The sequence below is a fragment of the Yoonia ponticola genome (assembly GCF_014199395.1).
Lineage (GTDB): Bacteria > Pseudomonadota > Alphaproteobacteria > Rhodobacterales > Rhodobacteraceae > Yoonia > Yoonia ponticola.
Window position 1 is genome coordinate 32,008 of the sequence record NZ_JACIJM010000017.1, and the last position, 21,368, is coordinate 53,375.

The following is a 21,368-nucleotide window of genomic DNA, read 5'->3' on the forward strand; positions in this document are numbered from 1 at the left end:
TTGCGGCCCTGCGAGAAGTCTCATTTTCCATGATTTCGCCCTCGCCCGGCTCTGATGCCTCTTGATTAGAGGCAAGTAGACCGTCCGCGCCAAATGACGCCTTAGGCAATAACGGGAGAGACGTTTGGAAACGTGTCGGGCTGACCTGCCTGATTTTTAAGCGTTATCGCCAGCACGCGCGCGTTTTACAGGCAGTAAATGCTGCATTGCAGCGATAGTTATACTGCATATACCTTGTGTGCGTTCCGTACATCAACCGCACGAAACGCAGGATTCGATGTTAAACGCGCCGTGCCATTCAGTGAAAATCCCGACTTGGAAACACCCGTTTTGCCTGATCGCGGGGGTGCATCGCGCGACTGGCATGTTTGCGGGGACGCGGTGTGTCATCGGCTTGCGGCTGCGTTTCGCCGATCGCCTCGTCCAAAGGATGCCCAAGTTCCGTGAGGCCGTGCGACATATCCTCAATCTGCTGCGCGATCAGGTGGACGACAATCCCTTCGCGTTGGAGATATCCGGTCACGCGCAACAACCGCCCGCCCATAACGATGCGGCGGAACTGCTCGTACACTTTGGGCCAGACGACTACATTGGACACACCTGTCTCGTCTTCGAGCGTGAGAAAAATGACGCCAGAAGCGGTTCCGGGGCGTTGTCGTGTAATCACCAGCCCGCAGACGGTTGTGCGGCGTAACGGTGCGGTGGCGAGTTCGGCATGAGGTGTCAGTCCGGTCATCGACGGCCGTAATAACTCCATCGGATGGGCCCGCAGGGACAGCCGCAAAGACACGTAATCTTCGACAACTTCTTCGCCCAAGTTCATGCTCGGCAGGTTCACAGAGGGTTCTGCAATGCCTTCGCCTTCGATGCGGTCATTGAATAGCGGCAACGGCTGCTGCCCACGGATCGCCTTGACCTGCCAAAGCGCGTCGCGCCGATTAAGCCCCATATCGCAGAATGCATCCGCTTCGGCCAAGCGTTCCAGCGTTGCAGGCGCGGTCCCCGCTCGCAGCCACACACCTTCGGGATCCGAATATCCGTTGCCGCGTGTTGCCACGATCCAGCCTGCGTCTTCTTCTTTGAAGCCCTTGATCTGACGGAACCCGAGCCTAAGCGCCAATGCGCCATCCATCCGCCGTTCCAGCGTGTTATCCCACGCGCTGTGGTTCACGCTGATCGGGCGCACCTCTATCTGGTGTTCCCGCGCATCGCGCACAATTTGGGCAGGCGCATAAAACCCCATCGGTTGCGAGTTCAGCAAAGCGCAGGCGAAAATCGCAGGATGATGGCATTTGAGCCATGCAGACACATAAGCGAGCATGGCAAAGGCGGCAGCATGACTTTCGGGGAAACCATAATCAGCGAACCCTTCGATCTGACCAAAGCATCGCTCGGCCACCTCAAGGTCATAACCGTTCTTGAGCATCCCATTGACGAACTTGTCCTTGAAGGTGCCGATTGTTCCCATCCTGCGAAACGACGCCAAAGACCTGCGGAGGTGGTCCGCTTCTTCTGGTGAAAAGCCCGCGCCGACGACGGCAATCTGCATGGCTTGTTCTTGGAACAACGGCACGCCAAGCGTTTTGCGCGTCACGTCTTGCAAGGCGCTGCCAAACGGTTCGGGTTGCTCTAACCCCTGCCGTCTTTTGATATAGGGTTGGACCATGCCGCCTTGAATGGGGCCAGGCCGCACGATGGCGACTTCGATCACGAGATCATAAAATTCACGGGGCTTCATCCGTGGCAGAAAATTCATCTGCGCGCGGCTTTCCACTTGAAAAACGCCAACCGCATCAGCCACGCAAAGCATGTCATAGGTTGCGGTATCTTCTTGCGGCACGGTCGCAATTGACAACGTTTGCTTCTCATGCTGCGCAAGCAGATCAAACGATTTTCGAATACAACTCAACATCCCTAGGCCCAAAATATCGACCTTTAGAATACCTAAGGCGTCGATGTCATCCTTGTCCCATTCGATGACGGTCCGATCTTCCATGGCGGCGTTTGCAATCGGGCAAAGTTCGTCCAGCCGTCCATTGGTGATCACAAACCCGCCAACATGTTGCGACAGGTGACGCGGGAAACCGATAATTTCGCCGATCAAGCGAATGGTCTGCGCAAGCCGCCGATCCGCCGGATCAAGGCCAAGTTCGCGGACCCTGTCAGGATCAGTGCCACCGTCGGACATGCCCCAGATTTGCCCTGACAAGCCAGCCGTCACGTCCTGACTAAGCCCCATCACCTTGCCCACCTCGCGGATCGCAGCCCGAGATCTGAAGTGGATCACCGTTGCACAAAGCCCTGCGCGATGCCGCCCGTATTTTTTGTAAATATGCTGAATCACCTCTTCACGGCGTTCATGTTCGAAATCGACGTCAATGTCCGGTGGCTCGCCCCTAAATTCCGAGACAAAGCGTTCAACCACCATGGCGATCGTGTCTGGGCTGACATCGGTAATGCCCAGTAGATAACAGAGGATTGAATTCGCGGCCGACCCCCGCCCTTGGCACAAGATACCTTGCGAACGGGCAAACTGCACAATGTCATGGACGGTCAGAAAGTAGGCCGGGAATTTCAGCTTTGCGACCAGCGCCAATTCCTTTTTGACCTGAGCATGGATCTTATTCGTCGCCCCATTCGGATAACGCCGCTTGAGACCGTCATATGTTAAGCGGGTCAGCCTTTGTTGCGGGCTTTCTTCTTTCGAGATTTCATCGGGGTATTCGTATGACAGTTCACTTAGCTTAAACGAGCAGCGTGCCGCGATCTCCAAAGATCGCCGGATCGCGGCAGGATGATTGCGAAACAGGCGGGCCATATCGGCATGCCCTTTAAGCCGCCGTTCCGCATTCAAAAGCGCCCGCGTGCCGATATCGTCGATTGTGATATGTTCGCGCATACAGGTCAGCACATCGGCCAGTTGTCTGCGATTGCCGTGGTGCATCAAGACATCCCCAACCGCGACCATCGGCGTGGCGGTGTGATGGGCCAGATGAGCACAAGCGTCAAAATAGGCTTGATCGCTGCCGTCATACTGCGGGGCAGCGCCTAGAAATACATGACCGGGATAGCGCCGCTGCATCTCTTTGATATGATGGGCGCCGTCCTTTAGACTGCCCTGCGGCAAGGCGATCAAAATCATCCCCCTACACCCTTCGAGAATGTCGTGCTGATCCAGACGGCATTCCCCTTTTTCAGCCCGTCTTTTGCCCAAAGTCAAAAGCCTGCTGAGCCGCGCATAGGCGTCACGGTCGCAAGGTAGCGCAACCCAGTCAACGCGGCTATCCATCAAGACCAGACGACACCCAACGATTAGCTTTGGCAATGCCGCTGGGTCTTCGGCCTCTTCGTGCAATATCTTAAGGGCAGAATAGGCCCGCACGACACCTGCCAGTGAATTGCGGTCCGTGATGGCGATTGCCGGCAATCCGATCTCGGCTGCACGCGCAACGATTTCTTCAGGGTGAGATGCCCCCGTCAGAAAAGTGAAGTTCGTGGTGATACAAAGCTCTGCGTAGGTCATGCGAATTGCCCTTGCACAAACCAAGCGGGATTTTGCGGGGTATAAAACAGCCAGAGCCGTCGCCCCTGTTTGGTTTCCACTTTCCAGTAATCGCGCACCCCAGAGCGCCAATTTTCGTCCGAAAGCCACCATTCTGGCGCGATGCGCTCTGGGCCTGTCGCACGTTCCACCCGAAACGACATACGCCGCCACCGCAAGGATGCGGGCGGTGTGGCCCCTGCCCCTGTGATCGGTTCTGGTGGGAAAATCTGTATCGGGCGTTCGCGCAGGCTAACCCACCTTCCTGCGGGCGTCGAATATGCGGCAGGGGCCACGATAAAACTACGCTCTGGAATGTGGCTATCTGCGGGTAAAAACCGCTGTACGTTATCCAAGCCGATCCGGTTGCCAATGCGCGTGATCAAGTCGTCCAGTTTATCCCCCGCCTCGACCTGCGAATGTGTGACCTGCTCCACGGCCACAGGTTCCACCAAGGTCGCGACGAGCCGCATCTGGTCAATGCCAAAGCCCGCATCAATGTCGCCGATGCCGCGCTCGAACAACGTCAGAATGCGCTGGGGATCACGCATGGCGCGGGCCAACCGGATGTCGATCTCTTGGGTCCCCTTGTCCACACGGCGCAAACACAGTTGCAGCACACGTGCGCCCATCTCTTGCGCTGTCAGCTTGTCGCACAACTGATCCAGCAGTCGTGCCGTTCCGGCCATTACATCCGCTTGCAGGCCAATCGGGTCAGGCAGGCTAAGCCGGACCTGATATGCGGGCGGATCCGGTAAGGGCGAGATGGTCTCGGCTTGCGTGCCCAATGCTTGGTCTAGTCGCAGCAGTACCTCTGGCCCAAAGCGGCGGGTGATCGTGGCACGCGGCAAAGCATGCAGGTCAGCGATTGATCTGACGCCAAGGCGTTGCAAGGCAATGCTCGGCTTTTGATCCAACCGCAGCGCCGCTACGGGAAGCTGCCCAATCGCATCCAGCTGCTGCGCCCGCGCCGCGATCCCTTTGCCGTAATGCGCCAATGCCCACGCCGCCCCACGGGTATCGGCCACACCGCTGCGCACAAACAGGCCCGCACGTGCCAACCGCTGATGTATATCATGCAACAGCGGTGCCTCGCCGCCAAAAAGATGCGCCGATCCCGTGATATCCAGCACAAGCCCATCGGCACCTTCTAACCCGACCCACGGGCAATACCGCTTCGCCCAGCGCGCCAGCACCTGCAAAAACGCCTGATCGCCCGCAGGATCAGCAGGGTGCGTTTGTAGATCAAGGCAAAAGGCCCGCGCATCTGAATAGCCCATGCCGGTATGCAAACCTTGCTGCGATGCCGCTGCGTTCAGACAATAAAGCCGCTCTGTGTTGCCTTGCCGATGCGTTAGCGCAAAGGGCGCATCAATCGGGCGCGACCTGAGAAACCGGTCGCTCGCCAGTCTCGGAAACCACAGTGATACGACGCGCCTCGACATTCCAGCGTACTATCCAAGTTGCCAATGTTCCTGATTTGTTCTTAATAATTTCCCACCGCTGAAGAGTCGAGTCCGCAGCGTCAAAGATTGGTTCACAATGCCAGCGCGTTTCCGCAGCATTACTGCCCATGCCATCAGGAACAAGGCACAGGCCCATCGATTTCCCAGACTCTGCCGCAAGCTGCAAACGCCGCCCTTCGGTCAAGCCAATCGGTTTTGTGACCGTGATGACGGTCAAAGCAATCGCACCGGAACGCAACGCCTCTTCGGCGGTTGCCAGAACGTCGGTTTGGTCCTTGCCCTTTGCAATCAAAAGGTTGCGCGGATCAAAATACGGTGCGAACCCGGCAGGATTAATCTGATCCGCATGCCACGCCTCTGTGACCCAAAGCACAGTCCCACGCCGTTGTCCGGCCACGGCAAAGGCAAAGCCTAACGCGCTTGGGCCGCACGCTTCGTGGACGCGGTTGGGGCGAAGCGGGAAATGGATGTGGAAATCAGATGCCATGGTGTATTTTACCCATCTCATCTGTAGAATGAACAGGTCTTATCTGACGTTCACGCGGAACCGTCATGGCGTTTGAGGGGCTTGAAAAAATGTCTTCACCTCACCCATTCGCACAATATTTAACCTATTGCGCAATAAAATGGCGAAAATCCAGCCGTTCGCCATGAAACTACCTTTAACCCACCCCACCTGAGTCTTGTGATCGCAAACGTCCCCCGACATAAATTTACTATGACAGCCAATATTGACCTGATCGTCTTTACCGACCTTGATGGCACCCTCATTGACCATGACACCTACAAATGGGGGGCCGCACAGCAGGCTTTGACTGCGTTGTCGGACATCTCTGCTGGCGTGATCTTGGCTAGTAGCAAGACCGCCCCAGAGGTCAGCGCATTGCGGACAGAGTTGGGTTTAGGCAGCTGGCCTGCGATTGTGGAAAACGGTGCGGGGCTATTGCCGGCCCATGTGGACGCGATTGAAAGCACTACGCAATACGGCGAGCTACGTCGCATTTTAGACGGCATTCCTACAGAGCTACGCGATCTTTTTCGCGGCTTCGGCGACGTCACAATCGACGGTGTGGTCGAGATGACGGGCCTCTCGTATGACGCCGCCGCTTTAGCGAAACAAAGAGCGTTCTCCGAACCGGGGCAATGGCTAGGAACGGATTCGCAGAAATCCGAATTCTTGGAACGATTGACCGCACATGGCGTTGTTGCCCAACAAGGGGGGCGTTTTTTGACGCTTTCGTTTGGTGGAAACAAGGTCGATCAAATGCGCCGGATTATCGAAACCCATCACCCCAAGTACACCGTGGCCCTTGGGGATGCACCTAACGACGTGGCGATGCTGGAACACGCTACATTTGGCGTTGTGGTCGCTAATCCGCATCGCCCGCCGCTGCCGCCACTGCAAGGCGAAGCCGGTGGTCAAATCATACGCACAACAGCCGCAGGCCCCTTAGGGTGGAATACGGCAATCCTCGATCTGCTCGACCGACTTGAATTGCATTAGGACCAACCAAAATGGCTGATTTTCATCAGAACGGAAACATCGCAACCCTGCACAATCTGCGGGCCCGATCTGCGGATGAAATGGAACACGAGCTATCCGTTTTCGCCCAATCGCGGAAAATCTCGTTGATCCTGCCTTGCCTCATTTCAGAGCTGGAAGGTACCGCGATGCCGCATATCTTGTCAGAGCTGTCAAAGGTCAGCTATCTGCACCGGATCATTATCGGACTGGACGCGGCAGACGAGGCGCAGTTCCGCCATGCCAAAAAATTCTTTGACGGGTTGAACCAGAACCACATCGTGATCTGGAACGATAGCCCGCGTATGCTGGCACTTGGGGCGCGCCTAGAGGCGATGGGTTTGGCCCCGTCTGAAAAGGGCAAAGGCAAAAATGTCTGGGCGTCGCTTGGCTATCTGCTGGGCTGTGCTGATAGTTCGGTGATGGCGATCCATGATTGTGACATCCTGACCTACGACAAAGAAATGCTGGCCCGCTTGGTCTATCCTGTCACCAACCCCAATTTTCCGTATCAGGTGGCAAAGGGGTACTATCCACGAATTGGCGACGGGAAACTGAATGGTCGCGTGACGCGGCTGCTGGTCAGTCCGTTGTTGATCGCCTTGAAGCGCGTGATCGGCGACCGCGACTACATCGACTATTTGCGCAGCTTCCGCTACCCGCTGTCAGGTGAATTTGCAATGCGCACAGCGATCCTGCCAGACCTGCGGATTCCATCGGATTGGGGGCTGGAAATTGGCGTTCTGTCCGAAGCATGGCGCAATCTGGCGCCCAAGGCCGTCTGTCAGGTCGAGATTTCCGACGCGTATGATCACAAGCACCAGACCCTGAGCCCCGAAGAAGCCAACGCGGGTCTAAATCGGATGTCCACGGATATCTGCAAAGCGATTTTCCGCAAACTCGCCGCCGATGGCACCGTATTCACGCCCAACGTTTTCCGCACGCTGAAAGCCACATATTATCGCTGTGCGCTTGACCTGCTAGAGGCCTATTACAACGACGCGAAAATGAATGGGTTGTCGATTGATCGCCACACAGAAGAACAATCCATCGAGTTGTTCGCGGAAAATATCATGCGGGCAGGACAGGTGTTTTTGGACAACCCGCACGAGACACCATTCATCCCGACGTGGAACCGCGTGCATTCTGCCGATCCGACGTTCTTGGCCGATATGAATGCCGCCGCAAAGGCCGACGAAGAAGATTATCGTTAAGTGCGGTTAGTGATCCAACGACACTGATATGGGGCGAGCGTGATGACGTCTTGATTGACGTCGATCGGCTCGCCGCTCAGCAGATCAAACCAGTGCTCGTCGTCAATCAAATTCATCGCGATATGCGACACGTCGACAGTTTCAGCGCTGACGTTGTGTAGCGCGAAAATTGACTGGTGACGATCAAGGCTCTGCCGCCAAACGCCAAACACACGGTCATCCAAAGGCATGGTAAATTGGGTCGCATTTGGATGAAATGCGGATTGCTTGGCACGGATACGCAGCCTGTCGGACAGTGCCGCCAGCACTTGCGCGTGCTGCGATGACGGATCATCCAACAGAGCGTTTAACTTCGGATAGTCCCAACGATGCCGATTGATCGCACGATTCATGCCACGATGCGCCACCTGTTCGAGGTCGTTCGGCGTGGCGAGCATCGCGTGAATGTAGAACGCAGGGATACCCTCTAGCGACATCACAATCGTCTGCGAGCAAATGAAACGGTCGAAATGGAAATCGTCTTTACCGTCAAAGGTTTGTCCGGTGGCCTCGTAGAACGTGGTGTTGATCTCGTAAGGTGCCTCGCCGCCGTCAGGCAGTGCACGCATCGACACCAATCCGCCAATGTCTTTGATGGTCTCAATCATTTTGGCTTGTTCTTCAGCGGGTAAAATCCCCTCAGCCGGGCGCATCCCGATGCCGTCATGGCTGGCGGTAAAGTTCAGGTACGCACAGCCCAATTGCGCGGGCGGCATGCCGCGTTGCCAGCGTTTTAGATATTGCGCGGACCCTGACATCATCGCGTGCAAAATCAGCGGCGGCAGCGGGAAATTGTAGATCGCATGCGCCTCATTGCGGTTCCCAAAATAGCTGAGGTTTTCGGCCTTGGGCACATTGGTTTCGGTCAGCAAAATGATCGTTTCAGCCGCGTAATCACACAACATGCGGATCAGTTGCACGATGGCATGGGTCTGCGGCAAATGGATCGACGATGTTCCCGCCTCTTTCCACAGGAACGCCACCGCATCGAGCCGGATGATGCTGATCCCGTTGTCCACATGCAGGCGAATGATACGCAAGAATTCGACAAGCACCTCGGGATTGCGAAAATCGAGATCAATCTGGTCGTGGCTGAACGTACACCAGACATGGCGCGTCCCGTTTGCGGTCTCGACCTTTTGTAAAAGCGGAGTAGTGCGCGGGCGCACGACGTCCGTTAAATCGTCATCGGGCGAGGCCTCGAAGAAGAATTTATCATATGGCGCTTGGCCTTGCAGGTAACTGTTAAACCACGTGCCTTGGCTGGAGACGTGGTTCAGCACCAGATCGGACATCAGGTGGAAATCTTCGCTGATCCGGTTAATATCAGGCCAATCGCCCAGCTGCGGATTCACCGCACGGAAATCGGAAACCGCAAAACCATCGTCAGAGGTATAGGGAAAGAACGGCAGAATATGCACGCCGTTCACAACACCCTTCATCCGTCGCAACAAGAAATCATGTAGTAAGTCCAACGGCTTGTGCGCTCCATCTAAAATGGAGTTGCCGTATGTGATCAGCAATGCATCTTTTTCGGTCCACAGATTATTGCTTGGCAACCGCCCACGTTTGCGCGGCTTTGTGCCCTCGGGCCAAAAGGCTTCGACGATCATGCTCGACAGAATATTGGGATCAACATCCGGATAGATGCGGTGGATCAAGGACGTCAGACGACGGCTGAATGAATTGGCTTGGGGCGTTTGCATAGTTCGATAAAGTGGCAAACGACGTCGGTTTTCAAGGTTTTCAGTCATTTTCGCGGCAAAGGCAGTCTATCGCTTGCCATGCGGTCAAAAAGCTTAGCCTTTCGCCTGATGCGCCCAATAAACAGGCAAACTCGAGACGTTCACAATGGCCTACAAAATCAGCTTTGGATCGTCCCCGATGTCGAGCCCCGGAAACACCATGCTTTCCAGTTGATTGCGGTCCAGCCCGAACAAACCACGCATGACCCACGCGGCCATGGCCCGGACGTCTGCAGTCGGCATGATATCTCGACGGTCGTAAAGGTTCGCCTCGGACAAGCCCGGCCATTGCCCTGCAAACTGCCCACCCCGCATGGCCCCACCTGCGTACAGCATCGCACCCGCCGTGCCGTGATCCGTGCCTTTTGTGCCGTTCTGGCGGGCTGTCCGCCCGAATTCGGTCAGGCACAACACGGCAGTCCGTGACCAATGATCGCCTAAGCCTGCGCGCAAGGTCAAAATCGTATCCGAGAGCCGTTCGAGCGCGGGTTTGATGCCACCTTGCTGATTGAGATGCGTATCCCATCCGTTGATCGAAAAGCTGGCGATCCGCGTGTCGCCGCGCAAACGTGCCGCAGCAAATTGGGCGATCTGAATGTGCTGGCCCGTGCGCACGATGTCGCCCATCATTGGATCGTCAGCCATATCCTCAACGGCCGCCACGTCTGCATCGCGATCCATGTCAACTTGGCTCGCAATGGCGATGGCTTGCTCTGATGCTTCGCGAAACAGAGGGTCATCGTGCAAAACGAGTTCGAGCAGCCGTTCTGCTTGGGGGGAAATATGTAGGCGGGCCTCTGGCGACCATCGCGAGGTCTGCGCGGGCCCGGCGAGGATCTGCATTTGTTCGCGTCCAACTGCATAGGCTAGTTCCGGCGGTGCCCCTGAGATCGACTGCACAAGCCGGTTCAACCAACCGTCATTGATCGTGCCGTCCAGCGCTACGCCGCCTGCCTCGAGCATGTCTTGCCCATCAAAATGGCTGCGCTTATCGCGGTAGGGCGTTGATACGGCAGGCACGACGCCCAACTCGCCAGCCGTCCAAAGCGGGCGCAACGGTTCTAGCGCAGGATGCAACGCCCAATACCCGTTAAGATCAAGCGCTTGTCCGTCATTCAGATCGGGACGTAATTGTGCGTAATCGGGATCACCTAACGGCCTGAACGCGTCGATACCGTCCATCGCACCGCGCAAAATGATCACAACCATCCGGTTGTTGCCCGGGGCATTTGCCAGCGCGATCGGCGTTATCCACGGGCTCGCGGCGACAGAACAACCGATGGTGGAAAGGAATGTGCGACGGTCCATGGGCTATCTCCGTTGAAACGCGGGGGATGCGAGGATGACGCCAACGCCATCGCTTCTTTTTTCGGCAGAACTGGCTGCAAAAACAACGGCCTGCGGTGGGTTATCGCCCAGCGCGGTCCGAACAAAGTCGCGCGGATCGGGCAAGGGGTCGCGGAACTCTTGCGGCGCACGCATTGCCCAGCTGATCCGGCCCGCCATCCCTTGTGGAATAATCCAATCCTGCGCGGCCTCCGGCCACCCATCAGGACCAACGGGGTCTTGAAACGGCTGCCCCATGATCCGCAACGGTCGTTCGATCCAGCGGCGCATGTTTTGTAGGTCCAGCGCGAGTAACGCATCAGGGGCGACGTCCAGCGCCCGAAACGCGGCCGAGAGAAATTCGATCGGCGGACGCACCTTTACCTGCTCAGGCGACCACGCGGCGGGGTGGTCTAGCATTGCCGTCATGACCGCGTGCAGGTCGCCTTCGGTACGAATAAAGACATCGCTCATAGCCGCCACAAGGTCTGTATCTGGTGTGTCGCTGACAAAATGGACCGCTAATTTTCGCGCGATATGCTGGGCAGTGTCTGGATGGAGCGCGATATTTCCAATCGCGGTATAAATCGTCTGCAGTGTCGCTTTTGGACCGTAAGTGATGCCCAGAACCGTTTCGCTATCAGGTTCGGCCATTGACGCGTCGAACTGAAAACCCGTCGTTGGGTTATACGTCAATCCGGTCAGCAGCTCGGCCAGCTCTGTGACGTCGGTCTGCGTGTAGCGTCCCGCCACACCAAGGCTGTGCAGTTCCAGCAATTCACGAGCAAGGTTTTCGTTCAGCCCCCTACCCCGCCGAATACCGCGTGGACTGGACGGTCCGTGGCTTTCGTCTTGTTGAAGGTATTGCAGCATGACCGGATGCGTCGTGACGGCGCGCAACATATCCACGAACGATCCCGCAATATGTGGTCGGATCGCTTCTTCGATGAAAGGTGTGATCATGTGGCGCAGCAGGCCATTGCGCCCTTTGGCGGTGAAGTGATCGGCCCAAAACGCGGTCAACCGTTCGCGCAGACCAATCGGAGCCGCGATGCTACGCCCAATGGTTTTCATCGTATTTGCGTACATTAAGGCCCGCGCATCCGTACGCCATTTCTGCACGTCGGCATTGGCTACGGCTTTAGCCCCGTCAGTTTCCGCTGCATTTTCAGCGCGACGCAGCCGGACGTATTCTTCTGGACGTGGTTCGGCTGTCGCGAATGGCACGATTGGGATGGCTCGTGCGATCACATCCTCGCCAGAGAGGTCACGCAGCAAATCTTGTACAGACGCAGGCGGCGCATGGACAGGCGACAGCCCCGTCCCAAATCGTGTCGCCGCAATAAATGGATCAAACGTCATAACAGTCGTCTCACTCGCACAGAACCCGTTTGTGCAGACGTGTAACACAGGTCACGTTGCTTGCGTAATCTCGGGGTCGGATGAAGGTTTATCAAGACCATCTACGGAAATGATTAAAATACTGGCGACATTCAGCCAAAAAGCGTGCCCGTCAAAAGTCGTCACTCAACGCGCCCGCGTCAATCAAAGCCTGATATTTTTCGCGGTCAAACCACCAGAAATCAACGCCCCGGTTAAAGTCGTATTTCGCGGGTTGATCGGGCATGCCGAAGACGTCCCAAACGGCGACGCGGTGGGCACCGAGATGCCAGTTACCAATCCAGATATGTTTTGACCGCAGGACACGGTCCAGCGCGCGTGTTGCGGCAATCAACTCGTCGCGGTTCTTGGCCGAAACCGCCCGTTCGATCAACGCATCGACCACGGGATCAGCAATACCACTGAGATTATTGCTGCCCTCGGACCACGCTGCATCTGAGCCGTAAAAAGCTCGCAGTTCGGCACCGGGAGTGACGTTGACCTGCCATGCGGTTGAGGACAGATCAAAATCGAATACCTGACGCCGCTCGGTCCACGCACTGGGGTCGATCACGTCAAAAGTGGCGTCGATCCCAAGGCTGTTGAGGTTCTCGGTAAAGGGCAGCATCACACGCTCTAGGCTGCGACTACTGTCCGGAAAATCTAACGACAACACCTCGCCAGCAGCATTGCGTCGCTTGCCGTCATCACCCACGATCCAGCCGGCATCATCCAGTAGTTGTGACGCTTTGCGCATCGCGGTCCGGTCACGCGGCGACGCGACGCCCGCGTAGGGAATATAAGCCGGTTCGGTAAAAACCTCAGACGGCAATTGATCGCGGAATTCTTCCAACACCGCCAATTCTGCATCTTTTGCGATGCCCGTCGCCTCCATCTCAGTGTTTTCAAAGAAGCTGTCGTTGCGTGAATAAGTGCCGTAAAACAGCGTCTCATTTGTCCATTCGAAATTGAACGCGTATTCAAGCGCTTGGCGCACCCGCACGTCCTGCAAGGCAGGTTTGCGCAGGTTAAACCAAATGCCCTGCGCATTAGCAGGACGTGCATCAGGCAGGAGCAACTGTTGCACCCAATCACGTTGCGCAGCAGGGAAATCATAGGCCGTCGCCCAAGCAGCCGAGCGATATTCAACCCGCATCAGATACTCGCCAGCGGCAAACGCCTCTAATCCTACGGTGTCGTCTGCAAAGTATTCATAAGCGTAGCAGTCAAAGTTGTTCTTCCCTACATTCACGGGCAAGTCATCCGCCCAGTAATCCGGATCTTTGCAAAATTTGATCGTCCGTGGCGCGTCAATCGTGTCGAGCAGATACGGACCGGACGCCAAAGGCACAGTCATCCAGCTTTCGTCAAATGGCGTGTCGTCGTAAAAGTGGGCAGGCAATACGGGAAGCTCACCAATATCGCCAGGGAATGCACTGCCCGCACCAGGCGCGAGATCGATCCGCACACGTAGATCGGTTTCAGCGGTGACCGTAATCACATCCGAGAGCAGATTACGGTAAAAAGGATGCCCTTCGGTTTTCAGCGCATTGATCGTGAAGACCACATCTTGGGCCGTGATCTGTATGCCGTCGTGGAAACGCGCATGAGGCCGAATGTTGAAAATAACGTAGGACAAATCGTCGGGATATTCGATGGTTTCGGCAATCAGCCCGTACAATGCATCGGGCTCATCATACGCATGGACCATCAGACTATCGTACATGTGCTGGCCCACTTCGGGCGCACTGTCGCCTTTGATGGTAAAGGTGTTGAGATTGTTAAACGTGGGCGTACCGTAAAGATGCCGCTGGCTCATGGTGCCGCCCTGTGGCGCATCGGGATTTGCATAGTCGAAATGTGTGAAATCTGCTTCGTATTTCAGATCACCGAAAGCAGAGTAGCCATGGCTGATCGTCACCTCCGCCAATGATGGCGTCGCAAAGGCGAGTAGAAACATCGTCGCGCGGATGTCGAATGTCATTTATGCTTTCCCAAATATATGCGGACAGGACAGTGCTATGTTGCGATCGTGTCAAGAGCGTTCGTTTCACTGCGGGTTTTCAGATCGGCAAATGGGTTGGACTTGCGGTGGCAGGCAGTAGCCGCCCATGCATACGATGAAAACCTTAAGCTCAACGCCCCTGCCCGATGGAAAATAAAGCCAACGAGAGCGTCGTCGCGCCCGTCGTAATTCTTGTCGAACTACCCGCAAAACGCATCAATTCCTTACAACGCAAGGCATCCAACCCATTGCCGGAGCACACAAATTCACGCGATTGGGGCGGCGGTTTACATTGAATGCTATAACGTGTCCGATTTTTGAAAATATGTGGTTGACGCTATCTCACCACGGGCCTATAGCACCCAAGACGGATTGGTAGCTCAGTTGGATAGAGTACTTGACTACGAATCAAGGGGTCGGGGGTTCGAATCCTCCCCAGTCCGCCACTTACCACTTGTCAGACGACAAAGTGATTTTCCTTTTGCTGCGAAAATTTCCTTTTAAGTCGCAAGTAGCTGCCTTGATCAAAAATCGGGTGGTTTACACTTGAGGGCTGACTACTATCTGTGATGCAGCTTATGGCGAGCCGCGAGGCAAGTCTCCAGAGGTCCCGCCCTAGCTTGATTTTTTCCAATAGCCTTCCTTTTTTGGCCGCGAGTGCTCGCCACACTCGATGCTCGGAGGCTTTTTGCACCTGTGGGCTTTATAAATATCCGCGTTGCAGCCATGGGTGTACCGGGCGTCAAACATCTGGATCCGCTCGCCACTATCGATTGACACGAACGGCCCTAACCGGACGTTGGCCACGTTATCTCGATGCTGCAATTGCAGCCCGCATAGCGGACATTGTCCCATAAGCGCAGCATTCCATCAAGCTGGATGACTGCATCGCGGACCTTGTTGCCGTTCGATGAAGACGCCTCAATGTCCGGTTTGGCAAACTGTTCTACAAACGGTGGTTTTTGGAGCGATTAGACTCTTACCGCGAATGTCCGATTGTCTGATCCATCGTGAGCTTTCATATATGGTGGTATAGAAAGACCAACAATGTTCAACGAAGAGGGTCGATATGGAAAATGACAGCAATGATCGTGACAAAGGCGATGACGTTTACCTTGTGCGCGCAGCCGAGATTGAAACTGCGGAGGGACTCTCCAAGGCCCATTTTCTGAATTCAAATGCGAAACGAGTGAACAAATCGTTGGGTGATTTAACAGGACTCACTGGCTTTGGCTTTCATATCATAGAGGTCGAACCCGGTTGCGAAACCACCGAGTATCATCTTCATCACCACGAAGACGAATGCGTTTATGTGCTTGATGGCGATGCAACTGCACTTATCGGCGACGAGGAACACCCTATCAGTTCGGGCGACTTCATAGGATACCGAAAGGGCGGAGTGGCCCATACAATTCGTAATACCGGAGATCGCAATTTGCGGTGCATCGTGGTTGGTGAACGTCTGTCGCATGATGTGGGCGATTACCCACACAAGAAGATGCGCATATATAGGAATGCTGGGCTACCTTGGAGTGTGGTCAATCATGATGCCATCAAGGAGCCTCGAAACGTGGGAAAAAAATAGAGCGGAATTACACTGCTAAGCGGACCTTTGATATCCTTCCAAAACCCTCCTTTGTGAATGGTCATCAACCTGCATATTGATTTTAGTGTGCTTAGGTGATTTGGCCTTCATAATGAAAAATATCTTTGTTGCGATTTCCTTTATCCTGCCCGCGACATCTGTCTTTGCGGCGACCCACGACGTTGAAGCCGCTTCTTATCGCGAACATTTAACGTTTATATGTTATATGTTTGGCACCAGCGTCACTCTGGAAGACTGGGACCAAGCGACTACTGCTCATGAAAATGTTGCGCAATATGCTCGGGCTGATGGTGCTTCCGTTAAATACATGCAAGCCATGCGTCACGCGGGCATCGCCCGCGCAGAGGCAGTCATGGAAGAATGGGTGGATCGCAGCGAGGCTCGGCTGACCTGTAACGATGTTCACGGTGGATGACCCCAGAACGTCCCATGATCTGCGCAAAATTTATAAAATCGGCAAACCACTTCAATGCTGAAGAGTATAGTAAAACGAGCGACGAGCATGCTTGGATACGGTATGGCGTGGGGCGTTGGCGGATGGTAGTTGCCCAACTTTCTTGCCCGCGTTGGTCAAGAGGTTGCTGGGCGTATGCGCGCACGCGTTGTTCAGGAGTTAACGACAACCTTTGCAAATGACTGCTCTGATGAGATTTCGCTTGCCGATGCGCTACGGGCCGAAGTCGTGGCGCGCTACAATGCCAAAAAGACGGGTGCAAAGCTCCTCATCAATCCGCAGCTTCCGATGTGACGCGATTGCTGGATAAATTGCCAACATCCGCTCCGACACTTCCGTGTGTTGGGGCGTGAGCTGCGTCCAATTTCTCTTTGGCGGACAAAGTGAGCTTTCGCTGAGACTGCTCTAAGAGCTTTCTGAGAATGTGTTTCTTGGCCACCTCGTTTGCGCGGCAGTTCAACACTATAGCACTTGCCGCAATTATCCCCTTGCGAGTGCAACCGGCACGGTGACAGCAATTCACTGTGCTGGCTCGAGGGGGCCTTCCGCACCGCATCATTGAATGAATCTACAATCTCTTACCACTTGAATGTCGGCTGTCGCCGTTGAAAATATCACATCGCGCACATTCAGCGAATGACTGGTCTCCGCCCTTGGTGAATGATCCCGCTTCACGGCCCAGAGCGGACTTTGATAACGTTGCAAGTAGCCGGGGTGCAGCTTTCGCATTGCTGACATTCATTTTTCGCAAAGCATCGGCCGGACTTGGGCTAAATCATTTCGATCTATCAATGATACTCTACGCCATCCTTCAATTCGGCAATGAAAGCGCGTTCTCCGCCAAGATCAGAAAATGCGCGTGTTCGGCAGCTCAATACGATGATCTGTTGGTCACGAGCGATCTGGGCCAGCATATTGAACATAGTTGAAATTCGCTCATCGTCAGTGTGAACCAAAGCGTCATCCAATATAATTGGTACATGATTTCCGTGCTTTGCAAATAACCTTGCAAATGCAAGTCGCGTGAGGATCGCAATCTGCTCAAATGCCCCGCCAGACAAGGCGCCGATCCTGTCCGTCACACCATCTCGAGTTATCGTATCAATCAAAAGCTTGTCAGGGTCTATTTGAAAGTCTGCGCCAGCATGTAGTTGTCGCAGCAAAGGGAGCAGTTCCTTGCGGACAGGTTCAAAATAAGTCTCTTGCGCATCTGTTCTGGCGGCATCGAGATGTTCAACCAGCAGCCTTAAGGCTTTTACATGATCTTCAAATTGAGCGGCACGTTCTTTGGCACGAAGCAACTTTCCCGAAACCTCAGCCAGTTTTTCCTCAACGGAACCCTCAGTTTGCGTTTGTATGGCTCCATCGAGTCTGGCCAGATCACGTTCCAGTCGATGGATTTCTTTTCTGTCTTCGTTGTCCGCTTGCACTGCCCGTTCATGCAGAGAGATTGCAGCCGAAAGGTCCGCGGAGGCTACCTGCAGCGCTTCAAGTTTAGTGCGTTCCTCCACGATTTCAGCTTCCTTGGCCTCTTTAGCTTTTGTAAGACCGTCCAGAGCCTCGTTTTCGCCCTCTGATACCGCAAGCTCTTCTTGATCTGAACGCAACCTGAGCGAAAGTACTTCGACCTCGGTCAATGCACTTGCTTGCGTGGCCAACTCCTCTTGCAGCGGAGACAGTTCTTCACGTAGCTGCGCAATAACTTCATCAAGACTTGAAATGCCTCTTTCTTTCGCCTCTGACGAGATTTTTTCTTGCCCACTGTTTGCTGCAAACATAGCAAACTGGTCTATTGGATGGCTCAGCTCATCGCAAAGCGTGGCCCACTCCCTCTCAATCGCTTCCAGGCCGTCAGGTGCCAATGCCCTGATTTGCAGCTGAGCGGCCTGATGGTCCTGTGTCGCCTTTCGCCACGTCGCGTGTGCCTGCCGTGCCGCAACGACTGTTCCTAAACCCAGTGATAGCAATTCATTATCGAGCTCCGATTGTAGTGCCTCTGGATCGGCTATCCCTTGCCCAACACCTTCAGCGGGTTGCAACGACATCGTTCCAAAACCGGGCAGTTTCACAGTCAGTTTTTGATCAATCAGGCGATATTCACCATTCGGGATATCCGTACTGTCAATATTTGCAGGTGATGTGTCCGCTGACACAGTGAACCGAGCGAATTGAATTTTACGTGTCTCAATTGCGATATCTCGGCGACGCTCAAGGTCAGACAACCTATCGACGACTGCCTCCGTGATCTCATCACTGTCCAAATTAACGGCCGCATCGCTGAGCTGTTGCTTCGGGGCTTTCAACTGCTGCGATAGATCAGACAGCGTAGCCAAACGTTTGCGCTTGTCGGTCTCGCGCTCGGACTTTCGGATTTGTCTTAGTTCCTCAGTTTGAGTGCGGCGGTCTTGTTCATGTTCGCTGATCTTGGTTTGTAATTTGGTGATGTCGTCTTGGGCTTTTGATTTGGCATCACGGGCCTCTTTAACAGCGGTTTCCTTTACGGCGATCTCGTCCGCAATCGCCTTGCGCCGATCCTGGTTGTCTGTGATGATTTTGATGTCTCGTTCAAGGCCTTGTTCCTCATTGCGAAGAATCTGAATGTCCTTTTGCGCCGCCTGCACTTTGCGGTCATGTTCCCGCGTTGCTGTAAGCTGCTCTTCTGCCTTGGCTATCGCATCGGTTCTCAAGACGCGAAGTTCAGGCGCTTGCAGTTCACGAAGACGGGTTGCGACCCGCCTTTTCAAACCCAAATCATTACTGAGGGCTGCAACTAAATTAGCTAGCTTGTCATTTTCTTCGCTCAGCTGGTCTATGCGGTCTACGGCGTCTTTCCACTGGCTGCCCGCTTTTGGCTTGTCTTGCTTAGTGCTGATGGCATCAAGGTCTTGTTTGCAGCGCTGGACAATGCTGTCCATACGACGTCCGCCCGTTACCGCATCGATCTGACCCCGCACGCTCGACATGACATTCCTGCGTGCGTCAATTCCATCAGGGCTGACGTCCACACCAATAGTGCCCTGACGAACCCATAGCAGTCCGAAAGGTCCGTTATTTACCGTCAGAATGTTTTGCTGAATCCACTGCTCAGCATCGTCTGCTTGTTTCAGGATCGTACCGTTTGCCATTGCAGTGATCGTTACGGACGATCCGGCCTTCTTCAAGTTAAAGACCTTCTCGATAAGGTAATTCTCGCCGTCGAGTTCTATCTCGACGGCGATCCGCATTGCCCCACCGGAATACGGTTGCATTTCTTTCAGTTCCTTCCTGCCCGATCCGTATTCATAGAAAAATAAAGCGTGAAGCGCGTCGAAAAAAGTACTTTTGCCGTTTTCGTTTTCAGCTGAAATAGTTGTTAAGCCATCACCGAAAGGCCCGAGCACAGCAGTCCTGTTCGCAAATCGGCGGACATTATGCAGGGTGAGTTTACGTAGTTTCACGTCGTGATCTCTTGCGCCAGATGGAACAGATGTGACAGCGCCATCCGAGCGATACGTGCGTCGTCCTCGGTTCGGCCTTCCACCGATGTCACCTCAAAAATACTCTGTGCGGCCACTCGCAACGCACCCGTTTCAGCTATCAGGTTTAGATCATCCGGATTTTGCTCAACGCCTACTTTCATTAAGTTGGCCTCGAAAAAGTGAAAGTCATCAGCGATGTTTCGGCAAGCGGTTTGCAATGCGGCAAGCTCGGACAAGCCCAAACGGCCTGTCCCAAAAAACCGCACAAGTGCAAAGCTACGATCATCCTTGGGCAGCGCTTCTTCCAAAACAGCCACCGGATCATTGCCCGGAAAGAACCCAACTTCGATGCGGTGCCACGCGTACCTTCCCAGCGGAACCTGTTCGACACGAGGAGTGTCACCCTGCCCATCGATCTCAACAAGTAAAACACCTGCAGCTGCGTGACCTTTGAAACCATCCGCCTCAGGTGCGCCTGCATACCACGTCCGCGATGTGACACGCATTTGCCCATGCCAATCACCGAGCGCCAGATAATCAAGGTTTGACGTCTCGGCGCGATCTGGCGGAATTGTCGCCAGCCCGCCGTCTTCTGATCCAAAATCCGTCACGCCGCCGTGGGCCAAACCAATCCGCATGCGGACACCGGTTTCGGCGGTATCCATCCATTCTGTCAGGTCGTAGCCTGGCGCTCTGACTGACGGAGGCGCTGGAAGGATCGCAACGTCAGTGCCGATTTCAACGACCTGAGGGGAGGTCGCTAAGATCACGTTGTCAGGCCTGTCTCGCTCCAAACGTTCCCAAAGATCAACGGCTGCCAAAGAATCGTGGTTACCCGGCAGCCAGACCCAAGTCAGATCAGGAAATGCAGCCATCGCATCTAACGCGCGTTTCACCAGCCTTGATGGTGGGGCCTCGGCATCAAAAGTATCGCCCGCGATCACAACAAAGTCCGCGCCGTGGTCAACGGCGAGAGCACCTATTGCTTTCAATGTTTCGAGGCGCGCTGTCTTCAATGAGGCGCGTGTATCTTCATCGAAGTTACCGAAGGGCTTACCCAGATGGACATCCGCAACATGAACAAAGCGCATTCTAAACAGTACCTCCCGCAATCAATTCTGAAAAATTAACACCATAAACCCGAGTGCCTTGCAACTTCAAACAACCCGTGACTTATTGACGTTGAATAAATAAAAAATCGTGAACTTTGTATGCCCTATGTAAATTCATCTGCAATGTCGCGTGTCGAATGGGATAGTGGCACACTTTCGATCTGGTTCACAGGCTCGGGAAAGTACCATTACTACAATGTCCCAGAAGCGCTCTATGAGAGCTTACTTGAAGCACGGTCCAAGGGAACTTTTTAACGATCACGTCCGTGATCAGTATGGCGCTTGACTGAGTAGCCCCAGCTCAAATTGGGTTTGGGCGGCTTATTTGAAACACTTATATTCATGCGTTGGCGTTCACTTGAAAATAAAAAACATAGAAATTCAAAACTTCAGATCAATCAAACATTGAGGTGCCCCTAGATTTGTAGACGCTTTGCTTGGTAATTTTGGAACCAAGGAGAGACGGATATGAACAAAGGAATACGGTTTACAGACGAGTT

General features: G+C 54.4%; 15 protein-coding genes and 1 tRNA gene. 7 read left to right on the forward strand and 9 right to left on the reverse strand.

The features are described 5' to 3' along the window. Nucleotides 1-298: 298 nt before the first annotated feature. Genes FHS72_RS17685 through FHS72_RS17695 form a run of 3 tightly spaced genes read right to left on the reverse strand, consistent with a single transcriptional unit; the run spans nt 299 to nt 5,494 of the window. Entirely contained in the window at nt 299-3,523 is a 3,225-nt protein-coding gene (locus FHS72_RS17685) for an error-prone DNA polymerase (RefSeq protein ID WP_183531069.1), read from the reverse strand. After that, complete coding sequence (locus tag FHS72_RS17690) at nt 3,520-4,986, reverse strand: Y-family DNA polymerase (protein WP_183531070.1); 1,467 nt, start codon at nt 4,984-4,986, stop codon at nt 3,520-3,522. The genes FHS72_RS17685 and FHS72_RS17690 overlap by 4 nt, the downstream gene beginning before the upstream one ends. After that, the gene (locus tag FHS72_RS17695; RefSeq protein ID WP_183531071.1) at nt 4,913-5,494 is read right to left on the reverse strand and encodes an ImuA family protein; all 582 of its coding nucleotides are present in this window, start codon (nt 5,492-5,494) and stop codon (nt 4,913-4,915) included. The genes FHS72_RS17690 and FHS72_RS17695 overlap by 74 nt, the downstream gene beginning before the upstream one ends. Nucleotides 5,495-5,725: 231 nt before the next feature. Here FHS72_RS17695 and FHS72_RS17700 point away from each other — a divergent pair, with 231 nt between their 5' ends. Together FHS72_RS17700 and FHS72_RS17705 are read left to right on the forward strand one after the other, a co-directional pair. Then, nucleotides 5,726-6,511 carry an HAD-IIB family hydrolase gene (locus FHS72_RS17700; RefSeq protein WP_183531072.1) on the forward strand — a complete coding sequence of 262 codons (786 nt, stop codon included), beginning with the start codon at nt 5,726-5,728 and terminating at the stop codon, nt 6,509-6,511. Between the two features lie 11 nt (nt 6,512-6,522). Then, entirely contained in the window at nt 6,523-7,743 is a 1,221-nt protein-coding gene (locus FHS72_RS17705) for a glycosyltransferase family protein (protein ID WP_183531073.1), read from the forward strand. On the opposite strand, the gene FHS72_RS17710 is transcribed toward FHS72_RS17705, so the two are convergent. The 4 genes from FHS72_RS17710 to FHS72_RS17725 all read right to left on the reverse strand — a co-directional run bounded on the left by FHS72_RS17710 (nt 7,740) and on the right by FHS72_RS17725 (nt 14,217). Next, the gene (locus tag FHS72_RS17710) at nt 7,740-9,488 is read right to left on the reverse strand and encodes a sugar phosphorylase (protein WP_183531083.1); all 1,749 of its coding nucleotides are present in this window, start codon (nt 9,486-9,488) and stop codon (nt 7,740-7,742) included. The genes FHS72_RS17705 and FHS72_RS17710 overlap by 4 nt on opposite strands. 150 nt (nt 9,489-9,638) lie before the next feature. Further along, a complete protein-coding gene (locus FHS72_RS17715) occupies nt 9,639-10,835 on the reverse strand; it encodes a DUF1501 domain-containing protein (protein ID WP_183531074.1) in 1,197 nt (398 codons plus the stop codon). Between the two features lie 3 nt (nt 10,836-10,838). Further along, nucleotides 10,839-12,215, reverse strand: a complete 1,377-nt coding sequence (locus FHS72_RS17720) for a DUF1800 domain-containing protein (RefSeq protein ID WP_183531075.1) — start codon at nt 12,213-12,215, stop codon at nt 10,839-10,841. A gap of 151 nt (nt 12,216-12,366) precedes the next feature. Further along, complete coding sequence (locus FHS72_RS17725; protein WP_183531076.1) at nt 12,367-14,217, reverse strand: extracellular solute-binding protein; 1,851 nt, start codon at nt 14,215-14,217, stop codon at nt 12,367-12,369. Nucleotides 14,218-14,607: 390 nt separating this feature from the next. On the opposite strand from FHS72_RS17725, the gene FHS72_RS17730 reads away from it, so the two are divergent. From FHS72_RS17730 to FHS72_RS17745, 4 genes are all read left to right on the forward strand, one after another. Continuing rightward, nucleotides 14,608-14,684, forward strand: a tRNA-Arg gene (locus FHS72_RS17730). 623 nt (nt 14,685-15,307) lie between these two features. After that, the gene (locus FHS72_RS17735) at nt 15,308-15,823 is read left to right on the forward strand and encodes a cupin domain-containing protein (protein WP_183531077.1); all 516 of its coding nucleotides are present in this window, start codon (nt 15,308-15,310) and stop codon (nt 15,821-15,823) included. Between the two features lie 112 nt (nt 15,824-15,935). Further along, the gene (locus FHS72_RS17740) at nt 15,936-16,259 is read left to right on the forward strand and encodes a hypothetical protein (RefSeq protein WP_183531078.1); all 324 of its coding nucleotides are present in this window, start codon (nt 15,936-15,938) and stop codon (nt 16,257-16,259) included. Nucleotides 16,260-16,388: 129 nt separating this feature from the next. Beyond that, nucleotides 16,389-16,592, forward strand: coding sequence for a hypothetical protein (locus FHS72_RS17745; RefSeq protein WP_183531079.1), 204 nt, complete (start codon nt 16,389-16,391; stop codon nt 16,590-16,592). A gap of 494 nt (nt 16,593-17,086) precedes the next feature. On the opposite strand, the gene FHS72_RS17750 is transcribed toward FHS72_RS17745, so the two are convergent. Both FHS72_RS17750 and FHS72_RS17755 read right to left on the reverse strand, forming a co-directional pair. Next, on the reverse strand, nt 17,087-19,735 hold the full coding sequence (locus FHS72_RS17750; protein WP_183531080.1) for an AAA family ATPase: 2,649 nt from the start codon (nt 19,733-19,735) through the stop codon (nt 17,087-17,089). Continuing rightward, on the reverse strand, nt 19,732-20,847 hold the full coding sequence (locus tag FHS72_RS17755; protein WP_183531081.1) for a metallophosphoesterase family protein: 1,116 nt from the start codon (nt 20,845-20,847) through the stop codon (nt 19,732-19,734). Before FHS72_RS17755 ends, FHS72_RS17750 begins: the two co-directional genes overlap by 4 nt. Before the next feature lie 144 nt (nt 20,848-20,991). Here FHS72_RS17755 and FHS72_RS18685 point away from each other — a divergent pair, with 144 nt between their 5' ends. Further along, complete coding sequence (locus FHS72_RS18685; protein WP_425511125.1) at nt 20,992-21,123, forward strand: KTSC domain-containing protein; 132 nt, start codon at nt 20,992-20,994, stop codon at nt 21,121-21,123. Nucleotides 21,124-21,368 lie beyond the last annotated feature (245 nt).